The organism is Postechiella marina, assembly GCF_039538365.1.
In the GTDB taxonomy this organism is placed as follows: Bacteria; Bacteroidota; Bacteroidia; order Flavobacteriales; family Flavobacteriaceae; genus Postechiella; species Postechiella marina.
The window spans coordinates 459,787-482,950 of record NZ_BAABCA010000002.1 but is presented as its reverse complement, the minus strand read 5'-3'; the positions used below and the strand labels follow the sequence as shown (position 1 = coordinate 482,950).

Annotated in this window: 18 protein-coding genes and 1 tRNA gene; 6 read left to right on the top strand and 13 right to left on the bottom strand. The window is 32.8% G+C overall.

Annotated elements, in window-relative coordinates:
• Nucleotides 1-184: 184 nt before the first annotated feature.
• The 3 genes from ABD715_RS05905 to ABD715_RS05895 all read right to left on the bottom strand — a co-directional run bounded on the left by ABD715_RS05905 (nt 185) and on the right by ABD715_RS05895 (nt 6,780).
• Nucleotides 185-1,966, bottom strand: coding sequence for a RagB/SusD family nutrient uptake outer membrane protein (locus ABD715_RS05905; protein ID WP_344787191.1), 1,782 nt, complete (start codon nt 1,964-1,966; stop codon nt 185-187).
• 17 nt (nt 1,967-1,983) lie between these two features.
• Nucleotides 1,984-5,373: a SusC/RagA family TonB-linked outer membrane protein gene (locus tag ABD715_RS05900; RefSeq protein WP_344787190.1), complete on the bottom strand. Its 3,390-nt coding sequence runs from the start codon at nt 5,371-5,373 to the stop codon at nt 1,984-1,986.
• A 231-nt stretch (nt 5,374-5,604) separates the two neighbouring features.
• On the bottom strand, nt 5,605-6,780 hold the full coding sequence (locus tag ABD715_RS05895; protein ID WP_344787189.1) for a FecR family protein: 1,176 nt from the start codon (nt 6,778-6,780) through the stop codon (nt 5,605-5,607).
• A 110-nt stretch (nt 6,781-6,890) separates the two neighbouring features.
• Here ABD715_RS05895 and ABD715_RS05890 point away from each other — a divergent pair, with 110 nt between their 5' ends.
• Nucleotides 6,891-7,493, top strand: a complete 603-nt coding sequence (locus tag ABD715_RS05890; RefSeq protein WP_344787188.1) for an RNA polymerase sigma factor — start codon at nt 6,891-6,893, stop codon at nt 7,491-7,493.
• 84 nt (nt 7,494-7,577) lie between these two features.
• Here the strand turns inward: ABD715_RS05890 and ABD715_RS05885 are convergent, their stop codons facing one another.
• The 4 genes from ABD715_RS05885 to ABD715_RS05870 form a co-directional block, all read right to left on the bottom strand.
• Nucleotides 7,578-8,567 carry an aspartate-semialdehyde dehydrogenase gene (locus tag ABD715_RS05885; RefSeq protein WP_344787187.1) on the bottom strand — a complete coding sequence of 330 codons (990 nt, stop codon included), beginning with the start codon at nt 8,565-8,567 and terminating at the stop codon, nt 7,578-7,580.
• A 139-nt stretch (nt 8,568-8,706) separates the two neighbouring features.
• On the bottom strand, nt 8,707-9,108 hold the full coding sequence (gene mscL / locus ABD715_RS05880; protein ID WP_344787185.1) for a large-conductance mechanosensitive channel protein MscL: 402 nt from the start codon (nt 9,106-9,108) through the stop codon (nt 8,707-8,709).
• A gap of 77 nt (nt 9,109-9,185) precedes the next feature.
• Nucleotides 9,186-10,295 carry an alanine racemase gene (gene alr / locus ABD715_RS05875; protein ID WP_344787356.1) on the bottom strand — a complete coding sequence of 370 codons (1,110 nt, stop codon included), beginning with the start codon at nt 10,293-10,295 and terminating at the stop codon, nt 9,186-9,188.
• Entirely contained in the window at nt 10,288-10,935 is a 648-nt protein-coding gene (locus ABD715_RS05870) for a thymidine kinase (RefSeq protein WP_344787183.1), read from the bottom strand. Before ABD715_RS05870 ends, alr begins: the two co-directional genes overlap by 8 nt.
• A gap of 266 nt (nt 10,936-11,201) precedes the next feature.
• On the opposite strand from ABD715_RS05870, the gene ABD715_RS05865 reads away from it, so the two are divergent.
• The 3 genes from ABD715_RS05865 (at nt 11,202) to ABD715_RS05855 (ending at nt 13,211) form a co-directional block, all read left to right on the top strand.
• Nucleotides 11,202-11,945, top strand: coding sequence for a hypothetical protein (locus ABD715_RS05865; protein WP_344787182.1), 744 nt, complete (start codon nt 11,202-11,204; stop codon nt 11,943-11,945).
• Between the two features lie 158 nt (nt 11,946-12,103).
• The gene (locus ABD715_RS05860) at nt 12,104-12,547 is read left to right on the top strand and encodes a retropepsin-like aspartic protease (RefSeq protein WP_344787181.1); all 444 of its coding nucleotides are present in this window, start codon (nt 12,104-12,106) and stop codon (nt 12,545-12,547) included.
• Nucleotides 12,548-12,578: 31 nt separating this feature from the next.
• Nucleotides 12,579-13,211 (top strand): response regulator, encoded by a 633-nt coding sequence (locus ABD715_RS05855; RefSeq protein ID WP_344787180.1) that lies wholly within the window; start codon nt 12,579-12,581, stop codon nt 13,209-13,211.
• A gap of 290 nt (nt 13,212-13,501) precedes the next feature.
• Here ABD715_RS05855 and ABD715_RS05850 read toward each other — a convergent pair whose 3' ends face one another.
• The gene (locus ABD715_RS05850; protein WP_344787179.1) at nt 13,502-14,032 is read right to left on the bottom strand and encodes an alpha-ketoglutarate decarboxylase; all 531 of its coding nucleotides are present in this window, start codon (nt 14,030-14,032) and stop codon (nt 13,502-13,504) included.
• Between the two features lie 158 nt (nt 14,033-14,190).
• Here ABD715_RS05850 and ABD715_RS05845 point away from each other — a divergent pair, with 158 nt between their 5' ends.
• Both ABD715_RS05845 and odhB read left to right on the top strand, forming a co-directional pair.
• Entirely contained in the window at nt 14,191-16,926 is a 2,736-nt protein-coding gene (locus ABD715_RS05845) for a 2-oxoglutarate dehydrogenase E1 component (RefSeq protein WP_344787178.1), read from the top strand.
• A 37-nt stretch (nt 16,927-16,963) separates the two neighbouring features.
• On the top strand, nt 16,964-18,172 hold the full coding sequence (gene odhB, locus ABD715_RS05840; RefSeq protein WP_344787177.1) for a 2-oxoglutarate dehydrogenase complex dihydrolipoyllysine-residue succinyltransferase: 1,209 nt from the start codon (nt 16,964-16,966) through the stop codon (nt 18,170-18,172).
• 354 nt (nt 18,173-18,526) lie between these two features.
• On the opposite strand, the gene ABD715_RS05835 is transcribed toward odhB, so the two are convergent.
• From ABD715_RS05835 to rseP, 5 genes are all read right to left on the bottom strand, one after another.
• Complete coding sequence (locus tag ABD715_RS05835; protein ID WP_344787176.1) at nt 18,527-19,282, bottom strand: DUF5995 family protein; 756 nt, start codon at nt 19,280-19,282, stop codon at nt 18,527-18,529.
• 41 nt (nt 19,283-19,323) lie between these two features.
• Nucleotides 19,324-21,102, bottom strand: a complete 1,779-nt coding sequence (locus tag ABD715_RS05830; protein WP_344787175.1) for a patatin-like phospholipase family protein — start codon at nt 21,100-21,102, stop codon at nt 19,324-19,326.
• 107 nt (nt 21,103-21,209) lie between these two features.
• Complete coding sequence (locus ABD715_RS05825; RefSeq protein WP_344787174.1) at nt 21,210-21,371, bottom strand: hypothetical protein; 162 nt, start codon at nt 21,369-21,371, stop codon at nt 21,210-21,212.
• A 186-nt stretch (nt 21,372-21,557) separates the two neighbouring features.
• Nucleotides 21,558-21,631: transfer RNA gene (locus ABD715_RS05820), tRNA-Asn, on the bottom strand.
• A gap of 84 nt (nt 21,632-21,715) precedes the next feature.
• Nucleotides 21,716-23,056 (bottom strand): RIP metalloprotease RseP, encoded by a 1,341-nt coding sequence (gene rseP / locus ABD715_RS05815; RefSeq protein ID WP_344787173.1) that lies wholly within the window; start codon nt 23,054-23,056, stop codon nt 21,716-21,718.
• Nucleotides 23,057-23,164 lie beyond the last annotated feature (108 nt).

Here is a 23,164-nt window from a genome sequence, read left to right as displayed (position 1 = left end):
GTATTGTTTATCTCGTAGCTTTGTTTAACTTATAATTAGGTATTTGGTTTTGTGTGTTTTTTTTAATATTGTGTTTTATTTTTTGATTAAGAAATAAAAAAGGCTGTCTAAATTTTGACAGCCTTTTCAACGAAAACTAAATTATTACCTTTTACTTAAAAAAAGAATAATTTAATATCTTTTATTATTCGTATCCAGGGTTTTCTATTAGAGCAGGGCTTCTTTGTATTCTTTCTAAGCCAATAGGGAAATAATAATGGTGTTCTTCAAAAATACGATCCCAACTGTCTGTAGCTGTGCCTGTTGTTGTATGGATTATTTCGTACATACCTGGGTTGTCATAATCTTTACGCCATCTTACTCCAGAATATTTATTGTTTTTACTTGCTCTTCTGTCAAGTTCTGTGTGAGCAATTCTCCATCGTCTTAAATCCCAATAGCGGTGCTGCTCAAAAGTTAGTTCTACAGCTCTTTCTTTTTGAATGGTTTCCCAGTCTATGGTTGTTTTATCTGGCATTAATACACGTCTTCTAACTGTGTTTAATGCTTCTAGAGCTTCACCATTTTTTTCTAGTGCAAAAGCAGCCTCGGCAAGGTTTAAATAAGTTTCACCAAGTCTAAAAACCATATAATCGGTTCCGCCTAAACCAAAACCATTACCAACTTGATAATCTTCGTTAGATCTCTTTTTGTTAAAAAAACCAGTTCTTTGGATATCGCGAGCAGGACCTTTTGCAGGAACATCAATACCAGCTACATCACTGGTTTGTAAAACACCGTTTACGTATAAACCTTCGTGCATCCAGGTAGTTACACCTCCATATTCTACTTCTGGTAAAAATATATTAGCCCTACATCTTGGGTCTTTTTTGCCAATAAAGTCTGCCATATCATGAAATACTCCTTCTACTAATGTAGATCTATCAAGTTTTCCAGAAGTACCATCAGTATACTCATACATTTCAAATGTTTCTAAATATGTATTTAAAAACGTGGTTCCGTTAACAGAGGCTGGTGCGCACCAACGTTCCCAATCTTCGGCTTTAGCACCTTCTCCAGTAAAAACTTCTGCAAAAATGGTTTCGCTATTGCCTTCAGCTCTTGTAAATAGGTCGTAGTATGATTTTTCGGCTTCTTCAAAAGAACTAGCTCCTGTGCCATATAAGGCAAAAGGTCCTTGCTCAATAATTTTCTTAGAAGCATCATAAGAAAGTTTCCAATATTTATCGGCATTATCGATACCTAGCAAACCATTTAATTGTATGGTGCCAAATTCGCCTATACTTCCTGCATACATCATGGCTCTACTTTTTAATGCTAATGCAGACCAAGATGTGGCTCTACCATATTCTAGGTTTTTCCCTTCAAGTAGGCTTTCTGCCATATCACATTCTTCTGCAATAAAATCGTAAACTTCTTGTTCTGAATTTCTTGGTACAGATATTTCTTCAAAAGTTTGTTCTAGTGTTTGAGGACTTTTAATAATAGGAACTCCACCATAACGTTTAACTTTTTGAAAGTAAACCCAAGCTCTTAAAAAGTGTAATTCGCCTAAGCGAGATTCTCTATATTCTTGAGGTAAAGTGCTGTTGTTAAGTTCTTGTATACCTGTATTGATATCTCTAACCAAATCCCATTTCCAGTATTCGTTAGAGTTATTACCTGTGCCTTGCGATGAAAAATTACCTTGTGTAAATTGGTACCCTGTTGGCCAACCACCAAAAGCTCTGCTGTAGCCTCCTGCACAGGCATCTACAACTAATTGCCCAGTGTCTTCATTTGTTGCTCCAGGCAAAAATAAGGTGCGAGCAAATGCATTTGCTATAAATAAATCTGCTAAAGCTTCATCATTCCAAACGTTTTCTTCAGAAAAAATACCTTGTGCTTTTCTGTCTAATGGGTCTTCACATGATGCCAAAATTCCTGTTAACACAAAAACTAGGGCGTATATTTTTATTTTGTTCATTTTGATAAATTTTTTGTTTAAAGTCCTATGTTAACACCAACACTAATGTTTCTTTGTAAAGGGTAAGCTGTTACACCATTACCTCTTAACTCTGGATCGATATCGAAAATACCTGTATTTTGAATGGTAAGTAAATTATATCCTGAAATATATACTCTAGCATTTTTAATGTTTACTTTCTCTAAAATGGTTTTGGGTATGCTGTAACCTAAAGTAACAGATTTTAGCCTAAGGTATGTGCCATCTTTTTGGTAAATATCTAAGGGTTGATCGTTATGGTTGTTTAACCCGCTAGTTGTTGGTGCAGGTAATTTGGCTGCAGCAGTGTTATTTGCATTCCAAGCATAATCGGCTTGATATTGTAATGGCATTTGCCCAATACTTGTATTTGCTGCTAACTCAGAACCTCTCATCATAACATCAAAATTACCAGCGCCTTGCCAAAGCATACCAAAATCGAACCCTTTATAGTTGGCATTAACATTTAATCCAAAAAATAATTCTGGTGTCTCGTTTCTTCCAATAAGTTCTTGGTCTCTATAATCTATAGTTCCGTCTTCGTTTCTATCAATATATTTAACGTCTCCAAGAGTGGGTTCTCCAATATCTGGATCGTAAGTAATACCATCGTTATCAATTTCGTCTTGAGAATCGTAAAAACCATCTGTTCTGTAACCAAAACGTCTGTTAGCCCATTGTCCGTTTGTTTGGTTAAGTCTAGCATCGTCAGGATCGGTTAAATCAAATTCTCTTTCTACGTTGTCAATAATTTTCTCTCTAGTCCATGTTACATTAGCACTTACGTCTAGTTTAAGTTCTCCTATTTGGTTTCTGTGGTTTAATACTAATTCAAAACCTCTATTGCTTCTAATTCCTGCGTTTTCTTGAGGTAAATCTGCTCCAAAAGTATCAGGAAACTGCTCAATTCTATTTCTTAAAATACCAGAGCGTCTTCTGTAAAACATATCTAATTCTATACCTAAAAGGCTATTCCATAGTGTAGCATCTACACCAAAGTTGTAAGTTTCCATGGTTTCCCAAGTAATGCTTGTATTAGCTAAGCCAATAGTTTGTAATGTGCTTGGTATGCTTGTGTTTCCATAAGCGTATGTATTAGCTCTACCGTTTTGTAAACCATAACCGCTTAAGTAATCGAAACTAGATGTGCCATCAAAACCTAAACTAGCAAAAGAGGTTCTAAATTTTAGAAAATCTATAGTTTCTGAATCTTGTAAAAAGTTTTCTTTAGATACTACCCAACCTAAAGAAAATCCAGGAAAATACCCCCAACGTGTTGCTTCTGGAAATTGAATATTAGCATCTGCTCTAAAAAGAGCCTCTAGTAAATACTTATCTTTATAGCTATAGTTTACACGACCTATAATACCTTGACGACCTTCTTGTAAGGGAATAGGGTTTCCGCTGTTATTTAATAAAAGGTCTGTTGTTGTTTGTGTGCCAACAGCACCAAATAAAAAAGGTGTATCTGATGATAAGAGCTGCGTAACTTGAGAGCTAAAAAAGTAACGGTCTATATATCTGTTCTCTAAGATAACTTTCGCTTCTAATTTATTATCGTTAAACTGATTTTTGTAATTAAAACCTATTTGAGTTGTGGTTTGTTTATTGTCGTTTGTTGTAGACCTTACGTAATCATCAGAAGTTGTAAACCTTGGAGAGCTTACTCCAGTTGCATAATCGTAATCGTATGTTGTAAATGGAGTTCTTGTTAATCTATTTAAAGAATTAACAGTTTGATGGGCAAGTGTTCCAAAAGCGCTTAATCCATCTATAAAAGGCAATTTATAATCAAAACTAAGTATAGCATCCATCTGCTTTCTTTGCGTGTTATTTATTCCTGTTATAGCTTGTGTAGAATAGGCAACCGCATTGGTTTCTAAAGGATGTGCAGCAGTTAAGAATCCATCAGGGTTTTGCTCTACCGTTGGATCCATTGAGTTTACATGATCAAAAATTCTAAAGTAACCATCATTATCATCACCATCTCTACCACTAGGTGTTTCATTTTTTTCTTCTCTGTATTTAAGATTTACACCTACATTTAGCTTATCATTTATTTTAATATCTACGGTAGCTCCAATGTTATACCTTTTAAACTCTCCGTCTCCAGATTCTAAAAGTGAATTTTGAGTTAATTGACCAATTGAAGTAAAATATTTTACATTTTCTGATCCGCCTTGAACATTAAAATTATGTTGTTGCATGGCAGCCCAATCTTTTAAAACTACGTCTTGCCAATCTGTGCCTCTATATCCTTCTTCTGTTCCTGCTGCGTATTTAGAAATATCGTCGTCAGAGAATGTTAAGTCTGCAACAGCTACGCCTTCAAGTAGTTCTGCTTGTTGTTGATATTTAGCATAATTGGCAGCGTTAGCTACTTTTGGTAAAAATGTTGGCTGTTGTAGTGTGTAACTTCCTGAATAATTAATTTTTGGAGCTCCAGTTTTTCCTCGTTTAGTTGTTACTAATATAACGCCATTACCTGCTCGTGCTCCATAAACAGCTGCTGATGCATCTTTTAAAATAGAGATGGATTCTATTTCGTTGGGGTCTAATTGCTGGTAATCTCTTGGTACACCATCAACAATAACTAGGGCATTAACAAAACCTCTAATGCTAACATTTGCTTGGTCTCCTCCTGGTTGCCCATTGTTTTGTGATACTACTATTCCTGGTAATCTACCAGATAATAATGCTGTTGTATTTGTTGCTGGGGTTTGGGTAAGTTCTTCAGATTTTACTGTAGAAATAGACCCTGTTATGGTTTCTTTTCTTTGTGTACCATAACCAACAACTACAATTTCGTCTAGACTAGCAGCATCTTCTTCCAATGTAATATTTAAGGGGTTTGAGTTGTTGTTAACTGCAATTTCTGTTGTTTTAAAGCCAATATAGGTAATTATTAATATGGCGTTTTTATTGTTTATTTTAATGGTGTATTTTCCATCAAAATCGGTTTGTGTTCCGTTAGTTGTTCCTTTTACAACAATGTTGGCGCCAGGTAAGGGTTGGCCATTAGCATCTGTAATTGTTCCAGAGACTTCTAGTTCTTGAAAGTTAGATTGAGTTGTTTGTGTTTTTGCGTCTTTAATAACAATGGCGTTATTATCGGTAACGGTAATGTCTAAATTTCCTTTCGACAAACTTAAACTAAGTAGTTTGTTGGTTCTTATAGTTCCCTTTTTAACATGTACTTTTGGGAATTCTTTAAATATACCTTCTTCGTAAAAGAATTTATAATTGGTTTGATCCATAATAAGGTCGAAAACCTCATCAACTTTTAATGTTTTATCTTTTTCTATCTTTATTTTAGAGTTTTGAGATACTACATCGTATGGCCCTATAGCAAAGAGCGTAGTGCAAAATAAAAAAATGAATGTTCTCATAATGATCATTAATAGCCGGTTTCGGAATAGAAAACGGACACTGGTAAATTTAATTTCCATAAATTTGTGTGTTATTAGTTAGTTAAACTTTAATAATTAATTGGTAATAATTTTTGTGGGGATGAAGCTTTTTACTTTTGCCGGTTAAACTACTTTATCCTCATTTTTTTGTGACGGAATTACTTCATGGGCGAGAGTTTTTAATGGTTATTTAGTTTGGTTTTTAGTTGGTTATTCTATAATAATAACTTTATTATCTTTAATTTGATAATTGTTTATCGTGTTAGATTTCATGATAGATAGAATTTCTTCTATACTTTGATCTTTATCTAAACTGCCTTTAAATTTTAAAGTTTCTAAAGTTTTATTTTTAAATATTATATCTACATCATACCATCTTGAAAGTACTCTAGCAATGTCTTTTAAAGGTTTGCCCCTAAAGCTAAAGAAACCGTTTTTCCAAGATACTACATATTTTACGTCTACTTTAGAAATGGACATTTTGTTATTTGTGGTGTTTAAAATAGATTGCTCGTTAGGAATTAAGTTTTGAGTATATTTACCTGTGTTAACAGCAACCTTGCCTTCTACCAAAGTGGTGTATACATTAAATTCGTTTTTATAAGCTTGAATATTAAATTCGGTACCCAGTACTTCTATATCTTGAAACTTGTTTTTAACTATAAATTTAGAGCCTTTATGTGCTGTGCTTGGTGAGACATCAAAATAAGCTTCGCCATAAATAAGTTCTACCTTACGAGTATCGCCATCTACAAAAGCAACAGGGTATTTTAGTTTAGATTCTGAGTTTAGCCAAACCGATGTACCATCGGCTAATTTTATAAAAAATTGACCACCTCTAGGAATGGTAAGATAATTATACACTATTTCTGTAGTTTTGTGTTTTTTAGTGTTGTAAATTATTTGTTGGCCATTACTATTAACGTTTTTAGTTTTAAATGTTTTTTCCTTTTTTAATTCTACATTAGATCCATCTTCTAGAGTAAGAATGGCTTTATCACTGCCAGGAATAATGTCGTTATGTTTAACTAGTGTTGGAGTAGGTGTTTGGGATGGTGAGAAAAATAAAGAGTCTTTAAATACAAAAGCAGTAATTAATAAACCTACAATGGCAGCTGCAACCGCGTAATTTATTTTTTTTCTGATTTTTCTAACTGTTATAGTTTTCTGTTCGCTTTTTTCTAAAGCTAATAATTTTTGCTTTACTTTATCGGCATTAAATTTTTTCAAATTATAATCAATAGCATAATTTGTTTTTATGTAGGCTTTAAATAATAATTCATTTTTTGAATCTGATATCCATGTTTCTAATTCATCTAGCTCTACATTAGATGCTTGATTGTTTAGAAATTTTACGATTATATTTTCGATTCTAGAATTAATCATTAATGTCTTATTTTTATCTATTACGTTATAATTTTGCTTAACCCTTACTTTTTTATACTTTTTTTTATATTTTGCGTAAATAATCACTCTTTTATTATCATATTTATAAATTGAATAATCTTTATTTAGACAATAAAAAGCTCATAGGTGCTCTTAAAAAAGGAGATTCCAAAGCTTATACTTTTTTAGTTGATACCTATCACCATAAGTTATGTGTATATGTGTGTAGTTTAACTAATGATGTGGATTTGGCTGAAGATATTGTTCAGAATGTTTTTATACGTACTTGGAAAAAACGCGATAAATTAAAAGATGAATTCTCTATAAAAAGTTTTTTGTATCGGTCTGTTTATAATGAGTTTATAGATGGTTACCGTAAACAAAAAATGGTATTGCCTTTAGAAAAAAAATATATTGATGCGTTATCTTCTATAGTAGAAGAACGCGATGAATATGCTTTAGAGCGTTTAATAAAAATGGTTAGAAAAGAAATTAAAAATCTTCCGCCAAAATGTAAAGAGGTTTTTTTATTAAGTAAAGAAGAAGGTCTTACAAATATAGAGATTGCTGAGTACAAACAAATATCTATTAAGTCTGTAGAAGGACACATAACTAAAGCTTTTTCTATATTAAGAAGTGCTGTAGGTAATAAAACAAGCAGTATTTTGTTTTTAATGTTTGGTATGTATAACTCTAAATTTCATTTAAAATAAAAAAGCTAAAATATAAGTTTTACATAGCAAAAATGCCTCTAATTAAAATAAATTAGAGGCATTTTTAAAAGAGTAAAAGGTATTTTAAACAAGGTTGTTTTCAACTAAATATTCAGCAATTTGTACTGTATTTGTTGCAGCTCCTTTACGTAAATTATCGGCAACTATCCACATGTTTAGTGTGTTAGGTTGTGTTTCGTCTCTTCTTAAGCGCCCAACAAAAACCTCGTCTTTATCGTGTGCAAATATAGGCATTGGGTATGTGTTTGTTGCTGTGTTGTCTTGTAAAACAACGCCAGGAGTTTCGCTTAACATTTTACGAACCTCAGATAAATCGAAATCGTTTTCAAACTCAACGTTTACAGACTCAGAGTGCCCACCAGCAGTAGGTATTCTTACAGCGGTTGCGCTTACAGAAAATGTTTTGTCGTTAAATATTTTTTGTGGCTCTCTAGCCAATTTCATTTCCTCTTTTGTGTAACCGTTTTCCATAAAAACATCACAGTGCGGTAATGCATTGCGCCCAATAGGGTATGGGTATGCCATTTCGCCTTCTACACCTGCAATTTCGTTTTCTAATTGGCGCACAGCTTTTATTCCTGTACCAGAAACCGATTGGTAAGTAGAAACAACAACACGTTTCATTTTATAGGCTTTATGCAAAGGAGCTAATGCCATAACCATTTGTATGGTAGAGCAGTTAGGGTTTGCTATAATTTTATCTTCTTTGGTTAACTCGCTCGCATTAATTTCTGGAACAATTAATTTTTTTGATGGATCCATTCTCCAAGCAGAAGAGTTATCTACTACTGTAGTGCCAGCCTCAGCAAACTTTGGTGCCCATTCTATAGAGGTGTCTCCACCAGCTGAAAAAATGGCAATATCTGGTTTTGCTGCAACAGTATCAGCTAAACCTATAATGGTATATTCTTCGTTTTTGTATGTTAATTTTTTTCCAACAGATCGTTCTGATGCTACCAATAATAATTCGGTAACAGGAAAATTACGCTCTGCCAATACTTTTAACATAACTTCGCCAACCATACCAGTGGCTCCAACTACAGCTATTTTCATCTTTTTGTGTTTTTGTAATAATTATTGAGTACGCAAAATTAGCTATTAATTCTAGTTTACAAATTAAAAAAGCCCTCATTTTTAGAAAACAAGGGCTTTTTAACAACAAATAACACGTTGTTATATAATTAACATTTTGTTATTTTTTAAGTAAATCTCTAATTTCAGAAAGTAAATCTTCTTGAGATGGTCCTGCAGGTGCTGCTGGAGCTTCTTCTTCTTTCTTTTTCATGTTATTAACACCTTTAACAACTAAGAACATTACAAATGCAACAATTATAAAGTCTATAATGTTTGTTAAAAATGTACCATATTCTAAGTATACTTCTCCAACCATTTTTCCTGTTTCGTCTAAGGTTCCGTCTTTTAATTTATGTCTTAATGATTTGAAATCTGAATCGAAAATTAATCCAATTAATGGAGAAACAATTCCTCCTGTAAATGAAGTTACAACTTCTTTAAAAGCAGCACCCATAACAAAACCTACAGCAATGTCTACTAGGTTGCCTTTCATAGCAAAATCCTTAAACTCTTTAAGCATAATTTAAATTTATTAGTTAATTAATAAGTTGGACACAATATAGTTAAAAAGTCACAATTTTAAATGTTTTATAAGTATTAAAGATTTATAAAACGTCTTTTAACCCGTTGAGAAATACCAGTAATAAGTTCGTAAGAAATTGTGTTGGATGCAATAGCTAAGCTTTCTGCTGTGGTATTGGCGTCAAAAATAACAACTTCGTCTCCTTCTTCGCAATCTATATGTGTAATGTCTACCATAATCATGTCCATGCAAACATTTCCTATTATTGGTGCTTTTTTATTGTTTATATAAACAAACCCGTTGCCATTACCGTATTGTCTTCTAATGCCATCGGCGTGGCCAATAGGTAGTGTAGCTGTTTTTTGACTTTTGTTGCTTTTAAAGGCTCTATTGTAGCCAACAGAATCTCCTTTTTTTATATGGTGAATTTGAGAAATAATTGTTTTTAAGCTTCCTATAGGTATAAGGTTTTTGTTCTCTTTTTCAGAATTTCCAAAACCATATAAACCAATGCCACTTCTAACCATATCTAAATGCGCTTCAGGATAATTTAATATTCCAGATGTATTACACATATGAAGCCAAGGTTTATAACCTATTTCTTTTTTGAAATTATCGGCTATACTTTTAAATTTTTCAATTTGGTTTAGTGTGAATGTTTTTTCTTCTAAATCTTCACTTGCTGCCAAATGAGAGAATATAGATTTTACACTTATATTTTTGGTTTCGTTAACTGTTTTTGCAATATATTTTATATCATCTTGCCAAAAACCTAATCTGTTTAAACCTGTGTTAAACTTAATATGAACGGGATAATCTTTTAGTTTTTCTTGAAAAGCTACGCTTATAAATTTTTCTAATATTTTAGAGCTGTAAATGCTAGGTTCTAAATTATATTCTATTATTTTTTTAAAATTTATAGCCTGCGGATGTAGTACTAAAATAGGTTTGGTAATGCCAGAATTTCGTAATGCAATACCTTCGTTTAAATAAGCGACTGCAAAGTAGTCTGCACCAAAACTCTGTAAGTGTTTAGCAATTTCTATAGCTTCATTACCGTAAGCATAAGCTTTTACAACAGCCATAAATTTTGTGCTGCTTTTTATTTTAGATTTTAAGTGGTTAAAATTATGTTTTAAAGCTTTTAAATCTATTTCTAAAACGGTTTCTTCAACTTTAGTCATCCGATTCTTCATTTTTAGAAGGGAATTCCTCAACGTCGTTAACGTTCATATTACGAATTTTATCACGAGTCATGGCTTTGTAATAAGCAGCTCTACTTAAGGGTTCGTACTCATCAACTTCACCTAAAAGAACAAGATTGTCATTTTTTGCTTTTCTATAGCTGTATTGAGCCAAATTTCCAGTTCTTGTACAAACAGCATGAACTTTTGTAACATAGTCGGCAGTAGCCATTAAATAAGGCATTGGGCCAAAAGGATTACCTTTAAAATCCATATCTAACCCGGCAACAATAACACGTATGCCTTTGTTAGCTAGGTCGTTACATATGCGTACAATTTCGTTGTCAAAAAATTGAGCCTCGTCTATACCAACAACATCGCAACCATCGGCCAAAATAGGGATATTAGCAGCTGCAGGTACTGGAGTCGATCTAATTTCGTTCGAGTCGTGAGACACAACCATTTCTTCGTTATAACGCACATCTATAGCTGGCTTAAAAATTTCTACTTTTTGCCTTGCAAATTGAGCACGTTTAAGCCTGCGAATTAATTCTTCGGTCTTTCCAGAAAACATAGAGCCACAAATAACTTCTATCCATCCAAATTGTTCTTTATGATTTACTGTATTTTCAAGAAACATTTTGTAATTTTAACATTGAACTTATTATAACTTTTTAATACAGGCGAAAATTAGATATTTAGCAGCTACTTAAAGGCTTTTTTGAGTTGCACAGTATAGCTACAAAATAAAAAAAGGACAAAAAAATGTGCGAAATGCAATTTTTCTAACCAATAAAAAAAGTTTAAATTAGTTTATTAAACAAAGCTAATATTCGGTTGTATAAAGGTGGCGTAAATTTATTAAAAAAGAAAAAGCTAAACATCATTAATTTAAAATAAAATATAATGAAGAAGAAGTTAGAGTCTGAACTAATTAGTATTGCTCATCGAATTCTTAAATTAAAAGGAAAAGAAGATGTTGTTAAAATGCATACTGAGGTAAAAGAGTTATTCGAGAAGTTATCTGTGCTTAAATTTGCTCAAGAAAACTTTGAAGACGAAATGCCAACTATTGGTAACGATTCATCTTTTTTTGGTATGTTAGATACCGCTTTTAATAATAAAATTAGCGACACTATTGAGGTAGAAGATAAACTTTACATAAATCTTGACGATAAAGAAGAAGAAATAACAGAGCCTTTAATGGAAACCATTAAAGATATGGTGGCACAAATGCCAGAAGAAACCCATGAGATTGATGCGATGTTAGATGGTGTTTTACCTAAAAAGAAATTTATTAAAAACGATTTAGAAGATCTTGCTTCTGGATATCAAGAAATGCCTGTTTTCGAGCCTGTTTCTCAAGCAAAAAAAGAAGAGATTAGTAACGAGAAAAAATCGTTAAACGATACCATAAAAAAAGGTGGACTTAATATTGGTTTAAACGATAAAATAGCTTTTGTTAAGCATTTATTTGATGGGCAAAATGCCGATTATGACCGTGTTGTATCGCAATTAAATACACTTGCGTCTTTTAATGAAGCTTCCCGTTTTATAAACGATATGGTTAAGCCAGATTATAATAATTGGGAGGGTAAAGAAGAATTCGAAGAGCGTTTTATGTCTATTGTCGAAGGGCGTTTTTTGTAATAATTTACTAGTCTTAATTTTGTGTTGCTTTATTATGGTGTTGCTTTGGTAGTGAGAAAACACTATAGCTGTCAATTTTAAAGAATAATTACTTTTGTATTTACTTTTGCGTTTTATTGTGCTTATTGTAATACTTTTGAGGTTGAAATTAATAAGGTATGACAGAAACGCTTCAAAGTTTTCTTTTAAATAAGGGTTATGCAAAGGTGAAACTTCATCTTACTAAAACCAATCATTTTGAAATAAAGGCAACTATAAACGGTAAAAAAGGCGTGTTTATTTTAGATACTGGCGCCTCGAGTTCTTGCGTTGGGTTTGAAGCTATTGAAATCTTTAAATTAAATGCTAAAGACTCTTTGGTAAAGGCAGCTGGAGCTGGTGCAACAGACATGGAGACTAAAATGTCTAAAAAGAACAAAATTAAGATTGGAAAATGGAGTCATAATAAAATTGTTTTAATCCTTTTTGATTTAACACATGTTAACACAGCGCTAATTAATCATAATTCTAGACCAGTTGATGGTATAATAGGTGCAGATATTCTAAAAAAGGCTAAAGGAATTATAGATTATGAAAAGAAATATTTATATTTAAAATTATAAATTGATAGCAAGTTAATTCTCTCTTAATAAAATGAATACATCCATCGTTATAGCAGACGACCATCCGCTCATGCTTCGTGGTTTAACAGATTTTTTAACCTCTAGGGGTTTTAATATTGTTGGAAGCGCTCAAGATGGTAGCTCGGCTTACAATTTAATTGTAAAATTAAAACCAGAAATAGCTGTTTTAGATATTCAAATGCCTAACAGGACAGGTTTAGAGGTTGCAGAGGCTGTTTTTAAAAACAATCTTAATACCAAAGTTATTCTTATCACTTTTGATAAAGAAGAAGAATTATTTAGACAGGCAAAAGCTTTTAATGTATATGGTTACATTTTAAAAGAATTTGCTGTAGAAGAAATAGAAACCTGTATAGAACATGCACTAAATAACAGGCCTTATTTTAGCGAAGAGATAGCTTCTTTACTTAGTGTAAGCGATTTAGATAATAAGCCAGAGGGTTTAAATTTGTTAACCAAAGCAGAATTTAAAATAATAAAGTTAATTGCTCAAAATAAAACAAGTCAGGAAATTGCAGACGAATTATGTGTGTCAATAAAAACAATACATAAGCATAGAAGTCATATAGTTTCTAAGCTTCAGTTAGATAATAAACCTGCTTCTCTGTCTATTTGGGCAAACGTTAATAAATATCATTTTTAAAAATACGCATAAGTACGTATTTCATATCATGGTATTCAATATTACCTTTACAGAGCTATTAATTAGTTCTTAGGGAGAAATAATTATAAAGAGCTCTAAATTGTAAAAGGTTTAGGGCTTTTTTATTTGTGATTATTTTAGAGTGATTTTAAAAATACGCATAAGTACGTATTTCATATCATGATATTCAGTATTACCTTTACAGTGCTATTAATTAGTTCTTAGGGAGAATTAAGAAGGCTCTGCATTGTAATGGTGTAGAGCCTTCAATATTTAAGCTGTTTTTTTAACTAGAAATAAAACCTAACAAAAGGAGCCCAAGCGTCTACATAAATACTTTTGTCTTTGTCGTGCAGTACATCATACCTTACTCCAAGAGTAATATTGCCTTGTCTATAGCCAGCTCCTAAAAACAGGGCAGGTGTCCAGTAGTTATTGTTAGCAATATTTAAACTACTATCGTATTTTCTATTAACATTTAGCTCTTCAAATTCTGCCGAAAGTTGTATAGCATTAAATGGATTATATAAACCAATTAAGCTCCCGCCTAAAATAGTTGATTTGTAAATGTCTTTTTGGCTATTAAACGTAGCATTTAAACCCACTCCAAAAGCAAGTTTTTCATCAACTTGATAAATGGCACTTGGTGCAATAGTTGCGCTAAAAAAATCGTTTGCGAAATTTAAACCAAAGCTTCCGCCAAAGCGAACATGTTCCCAAAAATCACTTTTATATTCTTGAGCGTTGCTAGAATTTGCGAAAAAAAGAAAAATAGATAAGATTAATACACCTTTTTTAATAATACCATTAATTAAACCCATAGAAACTAGAAACCTTTAATAATTTAACATAAAATAACACTTATTTTCTAAAAGTGCTTCTTAAGCTTATAAATATAACAAAACAAACATCTATTTTTCGTAAAAGTTGTATTTTTGAAAAATATTTTTGACTAAATCGATATAGGATAAAAGTAATAATGGATAAATTTTCCTTTTTAAACGCAGCACATACAGCATATTTTGCTGATTTATATGATCAATATTTAGAAAATCCAGATGCCATAGAGCCAAGTTGGAGAGCCTTTTTTCAGGGTTACGATTTTGGAAATGAGGAAAGTGGTTTAAATACAGATGATGTAAACGATAATACTTTACAAATTCCAGAACATGTTCAAAAGGAATTTCAAGTTATAAGATTGATTGATGGTTATAGAATGCGAGGGCATTTATTTACCAAAACAAACCCAGTAAGAGATAGAAGAACGTACTCGCCAACATTAGCCATAGAAAACTTTGGTTTATCGCAAAGCGATTTGAGTACCGTTTTTAAGGCAGGAGAAGTTTTAGGTATTGGAGCTAAGCCTTTAAGTGTTATTTTAGAACATTTAGATCGTATTTATTGTAGTTCTATTGGTGTAGAGTATATGTATTTGCGTAATCCAGAGGTTATTGCATGGTGGCAAAGTAGGCTTAATATAAACGATAATCAACCATCGTTTTCTGCCGAAACTAAAAAATATATTCTTTCAAAATTAAATCAAGCGGTAACATTCGAAAACTTTTTGCAAACCAAATATGTTGGTCAAAAACGTTTTTCTCTTGAAGGAGGCGAGTCGTTAATTCCAGCAATAAGCAATGTTATGTTTTATGCTGTAGAGAAGTACGGTGTAAAAGAGTGTGTTTTAGGTATGGCTCACCGTGGGCGTTTAAGTACATTGGTAAATATTTTTAGAAAACCAATGCACGAGCTTTTAAGTGAGTTTGATGGTAAAGATTTTGAAGATGAGAATATTGATGGAGACGTAAAATATCATTTAGGTTTAACCTTAGATAAAACCTACCAAAACGGGAAGTCTATAAAAATGAACCTGGTGCCAAATCCATCACACCTTGAAACTGTTGGCCCAGTTGCCGAAGGTATTACAAGAGCTAAGATAGATGATGATTATAATGGAGACGACTCTAAAATTGTTCCTATTCTAGTACATGGTGATGCTGCAATTGCAGGTCAAGGTATTGCTTACGAGGTGGCGCAAATGAGTCAGTTAAACGGATACAAAACAGGAGGTACCATACATATAGTTGTAAATAACCAAATAGGTTTTACAACTAATTATTTAGATGCACGTTCTAGTACTTATTGTACAGATGTTGCAAAGGTAACTTTATCTCCGGTAATGCACGTAAATGCAGACGATGCAGAAGCAGTTGTACATGCTGTAGAAATGGCATTAGAATACAGAATGCGTTATAAAAAAGATGTTTATATAGATTTGTTAGGATACCGTAAATATGGTCATAACGAAGGGGATGAGCCTCGTTTTACACAGCCTAAATTGTATAAGGAAATATCTAAACACGATAACCCTTTTAAAATATATGTAGATAAATTAATTGCAGAAAAAACAATTGATAAAGCATACTCAGAAAAAATTGTTGCAGATTTTAAAGAGATGCTAGAGAGTGAGTATACAAAATCTAAAGAGGCAGAGTCTTCTAAGGTTAGAGAGTTTATGCAAGAGCGCTGGAGAGGCTTTAGTCGTCAAGGTATAGACTCTATGTTAAAGCCTGCAGAAACCGGTTACCCAAAAGAAAAACTAGAAGGTATTTCTAAAGTAGTCTCTACCGTGCCAGAAGGTGTTAAGTTTTTGCGAAAGGCAGAGCGTATCTTGGCAGGGCGTGCTAAAATGGTTTTTGAAACCGATACTTTAGATTGGGGAATGGCAGAAACTTTAGCTTACGGTAGCTTGTTAGAAGAAGGTTTTAATGTTCGTATTTCTGGACAAGATGTAGAGAGAGGTACGTTTAGCCACCGTCATGCTATTTTAAGAGACGAAATTTCTGAAGAACGTATTAACCTGTTAAATACAAATAAAGAGAATAAAGGAGAAATGTATATTTATAATTCATTTCTTTCAGAGTATGGTGTGTTAGGTTTTGATTATGGTTATGCTATGGCAAACCCAAATACACTAACCATTTGGGAAGCTCAGTTTGGAGATTTTAGTAACGGAGCTCAAATTATATTCGATCAATATTTATCTGCAGCAGAAGATAAATGGAAGTCGCAAAATGGTATTGTTGTATTATTGCCTCACGGTTACGAAGGTCAAGGGTCTGAGCATTCCTCGGCTAGAATAGAACGTTATTTACAGTTGTGTGGAAACGATAATATGATTGTTGCAAATTGTACAACGCCAGCAAGTATTTTTCACTTGTTACGTCGTCAAATGAAACGCGATTTTAGAAAACCATTAATAGTATTTACACCAAAAAGTTTACTACGTCACCCCAAAGCTATTTCGTCTATAAGCGAATTATCTAGTGGTCAATTTGAAGAGGTAATAGACGATACGGTAAATCCAGAAGCGGTTAAAAAATTAGTATTCTGTACAGGTAAATTTTATTACGATTTATTAGCAGAGCGAGAAGCTTCTGGTAAAGATCATATCGCTTTAGTAAGATTAGAGCAGTTATTTCCATTACATTTAGATAAAATACAGAAAATAGTAGATCGTTATCCTAATGTAGAGAATTATATTTGGGCTCAAGAAGAGCCTAAGAATATGGGGGCATGGAGCCATATTGTACAACGTTTAGATATTGTTAAGTTAGAAGTAATGTCAAGACCATACAGTTCGGTACCAGCACCAGGATCTAGTACAAGAGATAAAAGAAGACAGCAAGCAGTAATTGATGCAGTTTTCGCATAAATAAGAAAGTTTTAAGTATACCTATAAAATTATAAGAATGATTTTAGAAATGAAAGTGCCTTCACCAGGCGAGTCTATTACAGAAGTAGAAATAGCAACATGGTTAGTAGAAGACGGAGATTATGTTGAAAAGGATCAAGCTATTGCTGAGGTTGACAGCGATAAAGCAACTTTAGAATTGCCAGCAGAAGCAAGTGGAATAATTACGCTTAAAGCTGAAGAAGGTGATGCTGTTGCGGTAGGTGCTGTAGTTTGCGATATTGATACAAGCGCAGCAAAACCAGAAGGTGATGCTCCAAAAGCAGAAGCAAAAGTAGAAGCGCCTAAAACAGAAGCACCAAAAACAGCTCCTGCAGAAACTAAAACATATGCTTCTGGTAGTGCAAGCCCTGCAGCTAAAAAGATTTTAGCAGAAAAAGGCATGGATGCTTCAAGTATTTCTGGAACAGGTAAAGCAGGAAGAGTAACTAAAGAAGATGCTGTTAAGGCTGTGCCTTCTATGGGAACCCCAACCGGAGGTAATCGTGGTACTTCAAGAAGTAAAATGTCTATGTTACGTCGTAAAGTAGCAGAGCGTTTAGTAGAAGTTAAAAACACAACTGCCATGTTAACAACGTTTAACGAGGTAGATATGTCTCCAATATTTGCATTACGTAAAGAATATAAAGAAACCTTTAAGTCTAAACATGGTGTTGGTCTAGGGTTTATGAGTTTCTTTACTTTAGCAGTTGTTAGAGCTCTAGAAATGTATCCTGCTGTAAACTCTATGATTGATGGTAAAGAGATGCTTTCTTATGATTTTTGTGATATAAGTATAGCAGTGTCTGGACCAAAAGGATTGATGGTGCCTGTAATTAGAAATGCAGAAAACTTAAGTTTTAGAGGAGTGGAGTCTGAAGTAAAACGTTTAGCACTTCGTGCTAGAGATGGGCAAATTACTGTTGACGAGATGACGGGTGGTACTTTTACAATTACTAACGGAGGTGTGTTTGGTAGTATGTTATCTACTCCAATTATTAATCCACCACAAAGTGGAATTTTAGGAATGCATAATATTGTAGAAAGACCAGTAGCTATTAATGGCGAGGTGGTAATTAGACCAATAATGTATGTAGCATTATCTTACGACCATAGAATTATTGATGGTAAAGAAAGTGTAGGTTTTTTAGTAGCAGTTAAAGAGGCGCTAGAGAACCCAATAGAATTATTAATGAATAATGATGTTAAAAAAGCGTTAGAGCTTTAATAAGCGTTATTTACAATAATAAATTAAGGCCTGAACATATGTGTGTTCAGGCTTTTTTTATGAGCTTAAAACACCTTTTATGGTGTAATTTACGCGTTGTAAGGAGAGTGTAGATCGTTTTAAGTTTAAAAATGAAAAAGGTGAACAGATGTCCACCTTTTTGCCCCAAATCTACCATAAACTTAACCTACTTATGTTATGGTTCGTCAAATATATAGTAGCTTAAAAGAGTGAGGAAATTTTTTGGCTAAACTACGCAAATATCAGCTTAAGAGGTGTGTTTACAATAAAACCATACTCAGCTTTAAAACATAGTTTTGTTGCGTTTAATGTTTGTTTTTAGGTGTGTAGTTATTAATCTTGTTTTAATTTTTTAATAACTGTTCCTATGTTCTTATTTTCAAAATATCTTATTGTTTTTAAAATAAAGCGTACAACTCGTGTTTTTGGAGCCTGTATTATTTCAGAAATTTTAAGTACTACTTCATCTATTTGTTTTATAGCTTTTTCGTTATCTAAATCGTCTAAAGCCCAAAGTAAATTAGCAGAATTCCACGATTGTTCTCTAGCTTTTCGCATACTAAAATCTATAATTTGTTCGTCTTTGGTTTTTCCTAGTAAATCTAGAACAAACATTAATGGAGAAACACGACTTAAACGATCTTGAAGTTCGTTAGTAATTTGAAATAAAATATCGTTAACCTTGTTAAAATCTGCTTCAATACTATTAATTTCTTTTCCTTTCATGGTTAAGGCTGTCGATATGCCTAAATCTAAATTAATATGAGCGTTCATGCCTAGCATAATATGTTGTAGTATGGTTAACGGTTTGTTGCTATGCTTAAAAGCAAATGCCCACGATGCGCTTACCTCTTTATTATTTTTGTAGTTTTTATATGCGTCTAGGTAAAGGTTTGCAAAGGCTACATCCATAATTTCTAACCTTTCGTTATTTTTAAAGTTTTTAAGTTTAATTTCTTTAGCAATTTCTGCGGTAGTACGCCTATAGATGTAAGCAAATAAACCTAAATTGCTATTGGTTGCAATGGCGTCTTCAATAATTATGTCTAATTGATTAAGAACCTCTTGTATGGTAGTCGCTTGGCTCATTTTAAAATAGTATATATTTTTTGTTTTATTTTTATGCAGACTTACATGCCACGTTTAGCAAAATCTTTTTCTATGGTTTCCATAATCCATTTTGTCATTTTTTTAGATATTTTATTTATTACAAAGCTTTTGCCAATACTCCATATCCATCCAGAAACCTTTCCGTCTAATTCTGCTTTTAAAATGGCTTTTACTCTGTTTTTTATAGGTTGCTCAAGTTTTTTAAAGCCTTGTTTATTAAATTTTGGAAAGTCTTGTATTTTATACCTTGAAGGGTTCGATTCGTCATCGGCTTTAAGTTTGCTAACATCAGGAATTATTGGCATGTAAATTTTCTTTGTACCATCTGCTTGTTTTATTTTTTTCGAAAACTTTTTAATGGCTTTATCGCTAACACCGTTAAATAGGTTTTTAGGGTCGTCTTTATCGTATTCCATAAACATAATACCTCGTAAAAAATTTTTTGCGTTTTTACGACCTAAAAAGAAATCATGTTTTCTAAACTCTATATCTATAAACCCGCCAAATCCACCTATACCTCCTGTAGCTAATGGCGGATGGTCTACCTCTTTTTGTGTCCCCAATTTTAATTTTCTTGGAAAAGCCATAAGTTTAAATAATCCTGTGCCATAAGTATCATTTTGTTTGTTGCGCGCTTGGTTAAGTATGGTTGGTATCAAGCTACCAATAATTTGCATGATACTAGTTTTCTCGTAATTTGGTGTTTCTGCACTTTTTTCATCTTCAAAATTAGGGAAAGGATCTATCAAAATAGTTCCGTATTTAGGATTGGTAGCGTCTTCTGGACCATGATTTGCAACTAGGCATCGTAGTACTTCGTCAAAAGGTTCGTTGTTTATTGCTCCACCATCAACAGCAGTAAATTGAAAATTTCCTTTCTTGTTAATATTTAATTCTACATCCATTTTAGTGGAAAAAGAATTTCGCTCTATAAGGCTGTTATAAACGTACTCTAAAGGGAAATCAGATTCGAAATAACGCGGTGCTAAACCAATAGGGAAAGCTCCGGTAGCTTTGGTAACATTAATTAAGAAGTCTCTATTAGATTTTAATGTTTTGCCAGAATTATTAGTGACATCTAATTTAAGAGGCTGAAAAGGTAAGTATTTGTTTTTATCGGTATCTTCATTGTAATTTAATTTAAAATGAGCAACAAGGTCGTGGTTGCTTATGCGATGCCCAGGAGTGGCATCCAGAAATTTCGATTTTATTTTGCTAAATTTTACTTTATAATCTAGCGGGCGTAAACTTGTTACGGTAAGTAATACTCTAAGACTTTTAGAGATGTAAGGCGGTAAGTTGGTTTGGCTTGTGTTTGCTGGTAATTGTTCAAAAACTTTTTCGGCAATTCTATCTATAGGAGTAGAGTTTAATAAAGATGCAGCACCTTTTCCAGATTTTATATCGGTGTTAGAAAGCATTTTCTCAAAGGTAGTTTTTCCTTTATTACTGCCATTGTAAAGGCTGTCGTCGTCGTCTAGAAATACCCAACTATCATAAAGTATGTTGCCTGTTTTTGTATTGGCAACTTCTTTTACAGGTTTTATTTTTCCAGAACATAAAGCTAAGGTTGTTATCATACTTACCATGCCTCCAGCAGAAGCTCCGCCAATTGCATCTATAATTACATTATGGTTAGGAATGTTACTATTAGGGTTGTCTTTGTTTTCTTTTTTAGCAGTTTCCCAAGCAGAAAGAGCCTCTAGAATATAATCCATAAAACCAGCAGTGTAAGCTCCTGCAGAAACAGCGCCAGCCATAGTTATGCCTAGGTGAAATGTATTTGATTTTTTGCTCATGATTTATTTTGATTAATGATTGATACTAAATGTTTACATTTTTTATTTGATATAGAAATTGATTAATTTTTTATATATAATTTATGGTTTAATATCCAAACATAGTTTTATAATAAATTACTTGTGTTATAGTAGCTTAAAGCAATAGTTAAGCCTGGCGTTATGGTATTGATGTAAAGAGGTGTGTTGGGTAGAGCCCGTTTTACTAGGTAAGCATAATGTTTGCTTAGGCTTAAACGTTGGTGTTTTGTAAGGGATAATAGTAACATTGTGTTTGGTTTAACATGTGTTAGTGTTACTATTAAAAAAGACTTAGGGAGTTTAAGTTGCTTAAAGATAATATTTTAAAAATAATTTCTTTAAATTTCTGAATAACAATTATTAAGAATGTTATAATTGTAATGTATAATATATTAAAAACAAAAAAGTCTAACATTTCTGTTAGACTTTTTTTGCTCCTTCTCTTGGGCTCGAACCAAGGACCCTCTGATTAACAGTCAGATGCTCTAACCAACTGAGCTAAGAAGGAATTTGCTTTTTTGACTTAGCGAGTGCAAATATAACTTCTTTTTTAAATGCTACAAACTTTTTTTAAAAAAAGTTTAATTTTTTTTTAATCAAAAACAGCTTTAAAAATATCATTTCCGTTGGCAAATAATACTAAGGCTATTAAAATAAAGAACCCTACCATTTGGGCATACTCCATAAATTTGTCTCCTGGCTTTCTTCCAGATATCATTTCGTATAGTAAAAACATAACGTGTCCGCCATCTAGAGCAGGAATAGGTAATAGGTTTAATACACCTAACATTATAGATAAAAATGCTGTAATACCCCAAAAAGCCTCCCAGCTCCATGTATCTGGAAATATATCGAAAATAGCTTTAAAGCCACCTACACCTTTGTATGCACCAGTACTTGGACTAAAAATCATTTTTAATTGACTAAAGTAAGATGTTATTTGGGTTGTAAACTTGTTGTAGCCTACACCAAAACTTTCTCCAAAACCATATTCTTTTTTTATGATAGAAAAATAGCCTAACTCTTCAAATCTGTTGTAAGTACCAGTTGGGTATATACCAAATTTTCCGTTGTTGTCAACTTTTAATTGCTTTTTTAAGGTTTCTGTGCCTCTTAAAACATCTACAGTAACGGTTTGTCCTTTAAGGTTTGCTAAAACAGCTTCGAATTGATCGAAGTATTTCATTTTTTTACCGTTTACTGCGGTAATAACATCGTCTTTTAATAAGTCTGTACCTTTGTTAGCAGAAGAGTCTGATACTTTACCAAATATAAAAGGCATTCTTATTTCGAAAAGTGTACGGTCTTTACTTGTAGATAGCTGACCCAGAAAATCTTCGGGCATTTGTATTGTTTTTGTAACACCATCTCTTTTTATGGTAACAGATTCTGCACCAATAAAATTACTTTTTATGTCTGAAACGTTTTCAACTTTATAATCGCCTACAGCAATTACATTGTCACCGGTTTTAAAACCTAAATCTGTTAGTAAAGGGTTGTTTATAGCGTAGCCATCTTGAATGCTGGCAGCGCTAATATCTGTGTCTCCGTAAACAAAAGAAGCAAAAATGTATATAACTAATGCTAATACAAAGTTTACAAAAACACCACCTAGCATAATAATTAAACGTTGCCATGCTGGTTTAGAGCGAAACTCCCATGGTTGTGGCTCTTGTGCCATTTGCTCGGTGTCCATGCTTTCGTCTATCATACCCGAAATTTTTACATATCCACCTAAAGGTAACCAACCAATACCGTAAACGGTATCGCCAATTTTCTTTTTAAACAGAGAAAACTTTACATCAAAAAACAAGTAAAACTTTTCTACTCTAGTTTTAAAGGCTTTTGCTGGTATAAAGTGCCCTAATTCGTGTAAAACAATTAGTAGTGAAAGGCTCAGTAAAAATTGAGATATTTTAATAACAAACTCCATATATTATTCGGTCAAATTTTGATAATCGCACAAAAGTAAGCTTTTATACCAACTTTAAAAAGACAATTAAATTTTGTGATTGCTTTTAACAATAAATTAAGCTGTTAT

Coding starts and splice junctions, on each gene's coding strand:
- ABD715_RS05905 (WP_344787191.1), bottom strand. CDS start 1,966: ATGAACAAAATAAAAATATACGCCCTAGTTTTTGTGTTAACAGGAATT.
- ABD715_RS05900 (WP_344787190.1), bottom strand. CDS start 5,373: ATGAGAACATTCATTTTTTTATTTTGCACTACGCTCTTTGCTATAGGG.
- ABD715_RS05895 (WP_344787189.1), bottom strand. CDS start 6,780: ATGATTAATTCTAGAATCGAAAATATAATCGTAAAATTTCTAAACAAT.
- ABD715_RS05885 (WP_344787187.1), bottom strand. CDS start 8,567: ATGAAAATAGCTGTAGTTGGAGCCACTGGTATGGTTGGCGAAGTTATG.
- mscL (WP_344787185.1), bottom strand. CDS start 9,108: ATGCTTAAAGAGTTTAAGGATTTTGCTATGAAAGGCAACCTAGTAGAC.
- alr (WP_344787356.1), bottom strand. CDS start 10,295: ATGACTAAAGTTGAAGAAACCGTTTTAGAAATAGATTTAAAAGCTTTA.
- ABD715_RS05870 (WP_344787183.1), bottom strand. CDS start 10,935: ATGTTTCTTGAAAATACAGTAAATCATAAAGAACAATTTGGATGGATA.
- ABD715_RS05865 (WP_344787182.1), top strand. CDS start 11,202: ATGAAGAAGAAGTTAGAGTCTGAACTAATTAGTATTGCTCATCGAATT.
- ABD715_RS05860 (WP_344787181.1), top strand. CDS start 12,104: ATGACAGAAACGCTTCAAAGTTTTCTTTTAAATAAGGGTTATGCAAAG.
- ABD715_RS05855 (WP_344787180.1), top strand. CDS start 12,579: ATGAATACATCCATCGTTATAGCAGACGACCATCCGCTCATGCTTCGT.
- ABD715_RS05850 (WP_344787179.1), bottom strand. CDS start 14,032: ATGGGTTTAATTAATGGTATTATTAAAAAAGGTGTATTAATCTTATCT.
- ABD715_RS05845 (WP_344787178.1), top strand. CDS start 14,191: ATGGATAAATTTTCCTTTTTAAACGCAGCACATACAGCATATTTTGCT.
- odhB (WP_344787177.1), top strand. CDS start 16,964: ATGATTTTAGAAATGAAAGTGCCTTCACCAGGCGAGTCTATTACAGAA.
- ABD715_RS05835 (WP_344787176.1), bottom strand. CDS start 19,282: ATGAGCCAAGCGACTACCATACAAGAGGTTCTTAATCAATTAGACATA.
- ABD715_RS05830 (WP_344787175.1), bottom strand. CDS start 21,102: ATGAGCAAAAAATCAAATACATTTCACCTAGGCATAACTATGGCTGGC.
- ABD715_RS05825 (WP_344787174.1), bottom strand. CDS start 21,371: ATGTTACTATTATCCCTTACAAAACACCAACGTTTAAGCCTAAGCAAA.
- rseP (WP_344787173.1), bottom strand. CDS start 23,056: ATGGAGTTTGTTATTAAAATATCTCAATTTTTACTGAGCCTTTCACTA.